A 3168-nucleotide genomic window follows, 5' to 3' on the forward strand; every position below is an offset into this window, starting at 1 on the left:
GTCGGCCAGGACCCTGGAGCCGATTCTCGCGGGCATGGCCAGCGCGGTGGTCGCCGGTCCCAGCGGGAGGAACACGCCCTGCTCGGTCACGGACACCTTCCAGCCGAGCAGCCGGTAGCCCGCGATCGCCTCTCCCAGCGCCTGCTGGTGCGCGCGGTCGCGCGGTCGCGGGCGCGGGTTCGTGCTGTGTGCGGTGGTGGTGACGGTCATCGGCGGAGGCCCCTCCCCGGTCGGGTGGTCGTAGGTCTGGTGGGCTTTGCGGCGAGGGGGTTGCCCCACGCCCCGTACACACGCAGAGTGGGTCCATCCGAGGCTCGTCACCACACCGACCTCGGATCGGATTCATGCAGCACGTGAATGGCCCCCATCCACCACACGGCGTCACCAGCCCCTGGCCAGGACCACCACACGCCCTTATGCACGAAATGCATGGACTCGTGGTGACGGTTCCCTATGCTGGTGGCCACGCTCAGTGACGGGAGCGAGCCGATGGAAGCGAACGGACGAAGAGCCACCAGCACCAGGCGCGCGTGCCCGTCCTGCGGGGCGCTGATAGCCGCCGACAACTCGGACCGGCTCTGCCACAGGTGCAGGCGCAACGCGCGCGCCGACATCTACGGGCCCCCCGCCCTGACCGAAGAGTTCTGGGACCACCCCGTGCTGGCCTCCGCGTTCGCGGCCAGGGACATGGGGGCGGTCCTGGCCGCCTACCGGCACCACCCGCAGCACGTCAGCCGGATCACCCAGGACCGCATGGCCACCTGGCTGGGCATCAGCCAGGCGCAGCTGTCGCGGTACGAGACCGGCGAGAACCCGATCGACCGGATCGAGCGACTGCGCCACTTCGCGCGCGCCCTGAGCATCCCCGGCGACCGGCTGTGGTTCGACCGCGTCGGCATTCCCAGCCAGGCGGCCCCCGAACGCGGGGCGCCGCCCGATGTGCTCGTCGCAGCGTGGGACGCGTCGAGCATAGCCAGATCGGTCGAGGAAACTGCGAGGAGCGACTTGGCGATCAGCAGACGGGCGGCGCTCACCGGAGCAGCCGCCGTCACGATGGGCCCCACGCTGGTGGAGCCGCTGCAGCGGTGGTTGCACCCGCTCCAGCCGCTGACCAGGTGGTCGTCCAGCGCGGCGATCAGCGAGGAGGAGCTGGCCGCACTGCAGCACGTCGCCGACGGGCTGCGCGGCTGGGGCGGTCGGGGCGGGTACGGGTTGGCGCGCAAGGCGGTGCTGGGCCAGCTGGAGGAGCTGGCCGAGCGGCTGACCAGGGCCCCGGCGGGACCGACGACGGAGCGGGCGTTCTTCATCGGCGCCGAGCTGTCGAAGGTCGCGGCGAGCATGTCGTGGGACGCGGGGATGCACGACGCGGCGCAGCGGTACTACGTGCTCGGCGTGCGCATGGCCAAGGCCGGGCACAACGACCCGTTCGCGGCGCTGTGCCTGGCCGCGATGGCCAGGCAGATGTTCGACCTGGGGCGGCCCGAGGACGGCCTGGACCTGGTGCAGCTGGCCCAGTACGGGACCCGCCGCAAGGCCACGCCGACCCTGCAGGCGCTGCTGCTGACCAGGGAGGCGTGGGCGTACGCGCAGCTCGGCAGGGTCAAGGAGTTCCACCGCGCGGTGGGCCAGGCGCAGGACAGCTTCGCCCAGCGCGAGCACGGTTCCGAGCCCTGGTGGTTGCAGAGCTTCGACGAGGCGGAGTTGGAAGGGGTGATCGGGGCCCGGCTGCGGGACCTGGCGGCGCACGACCCGAGCCAGGCGCTGCTGGCCGAGAAGCACATCCTGCGGGCGCTGGAGCTGCGCGACCCGGCGCGGGTGCGCAACCGGGCGTTCGACGTGATCGGTCTGGCCCGCACCAAGATGGCGGCTGGCGATCCGGAGGCCGCCTGCGGTTTGATCCAGGAGGTCCTGCCCACCGCGGTCGGCCTGGCTTCCGGCCGGGTCGTTCGCAAGCTGCAGGACTTCGCGAAGGAGGCGGAGCGGCACCGGGAACTCCCGCTGGTGCGCGACACCCGCGAGGCGATCCGGGGAGTGCGGACGGCCTGATGCGGGTTGGGATCACCGGGCACAGCAATCTGGCGCCCGAATGCGTCGACGAGGTGGGCGCGGGGATCCGCGCGGCACTGGACGCGGCACTGGAGGACGAGGCGGCGGGCGGGTCATCCCTGGTCGGGGTGACCTGCCTGGCCGCCGGAGCCGACCAGCTGTTCGCGCGGGTGGTGCTGGGGATGGGCGGGGAGGTGGAGGTCGTGCTCCCCGCGGCGGACTACCGGGACAAGATAAAACCGCACAACCTGGCGGAGTACGACGAGCTGCTGGGGCGGGCGACGGTGGTCAGCGTGCTGCCCAACGAGGTGTCCGGGCGGTACGCGTACGTGATGGCCAACGAGCGGATGCTGGCGAGCGTCGACTTCGTGGTCGCGGTGTGGGACGGGCTGCCCGCCGGTGGGAAGGGCGGCACCGGGGACGTGGTCGAGCACGCGGTGGCGTCCGGGGTGCCGGTGGTCGTGGTGTGGCCGCCGGGCGCGCGCCGGAAGTCGTGAGCCGGGGGCGGGAGCGGGGGAACCAGGACCGTTCCTGACCTGGTTCCCCGCCACACTGGGACGCGTGTTGGAGACCTCCGCGCGTTTGCTCAGGCTGCTGTCGCTGCTCCAGGTCCGCCGCGAGTGGAGCGGGCCGGAGCTGGCCGGGCGGCTCGGCGTCGGGGTGCGCACGGTGCGCCGCGACGTCGACAAGCTCCGGTCGCTCGGCTACCCGGTGTCCTCGCTGCCCGGCGCGGCGGGCGGCTACCAGCTGGGCGCGGGGGCCGAGCTGCCGCCGCTGCTGCTGGACGACGAGGAGGCCGTCGCGGTCGCCATCGGCCTGCGCACGGCGGCGGGCGGCACGGTGCGCGGCATCGAGGAGAGCTCGGTGCGGGCGCTGGCGAAGCTGGAGCAGGTGCTGCCGTCCCGGCTGCGCAGGCGGGTCGCGGCGCTGCAGCGGCACACCGTGTCGCTGGCCGCGCCCGCCGTGCGGGTGGACGCCAACGCGCTCGCGGTGATCGCCGTGGCCTGCCGGGACGCGCAGCGGCTGCGGTTCGGGTACCGGGGCAAGGACGGGGCCGGGTCGCGGCGGCACGTGGAGCCGTTCGGGCTGGCCCACACCGGGTGGCGCTGGTACCTGGTGGCG

3 protein-coding genes and 1 pseudogene are annotated in these 3168 nt (G+C 73.3%); 3 read left to right on the top strand and 1 reads right to left on the bottom strand.

All coding sequences use genetic code 11. The features are described 5' to 3' along the window. Positions 1–210, bottom strand: a pseudogene (locus ACTUAL_RS07265) (hypothetical protein); the annotation flags it as partial. Between the two features lie 279 nt (positions 211–489). Here ACTUAL_RS07265 and ACTUAL_RS07270 point away from each other — a divergent pair. From ACTUAL_RS07270 to ACTUAL_RS07280, 3 genes are all read left to right on the top strand, one after another. Further along, positions 490–2046 carry a helix-turn-helix domain-containing protein gene (locus ACTUAL_RS07270; protein WP_232520012.1) on the top strand — a complete coding sequence of 519 codons (1557 nt, stop codon included), beginning with the start codon at positions 490–492 and terminating at the stop codon, positions 2044–2046. Next, positions 2046–2543 (top strand): hypothetical protein, encoded by a 498-nt coding sequence (locus ACTUAL_RS07275; RefSeq protein WP_096496093.1) that lies wholly within the window; start codon positions 2046–2048, stop codon positions 2541–2543. The genes ACTUAL_RS07270 and ACTUAL_RS07275 overlap by 1 nt, the downstream gene beginning before the upstream one ends. 64 nt (positions 2544–2607) lie before the next feature. Next, positions 2608–3168 (top strand): helix-turn-helix transcriptional regulator (locus ACTUAL_RS07280; protein ID WP_440899704.1); only part of this gene is annotated, 561 nt, incomplete at its 3' end.

It is taken from the genome of Actinosynnema sp. (genome assembly GCF_052038725.1).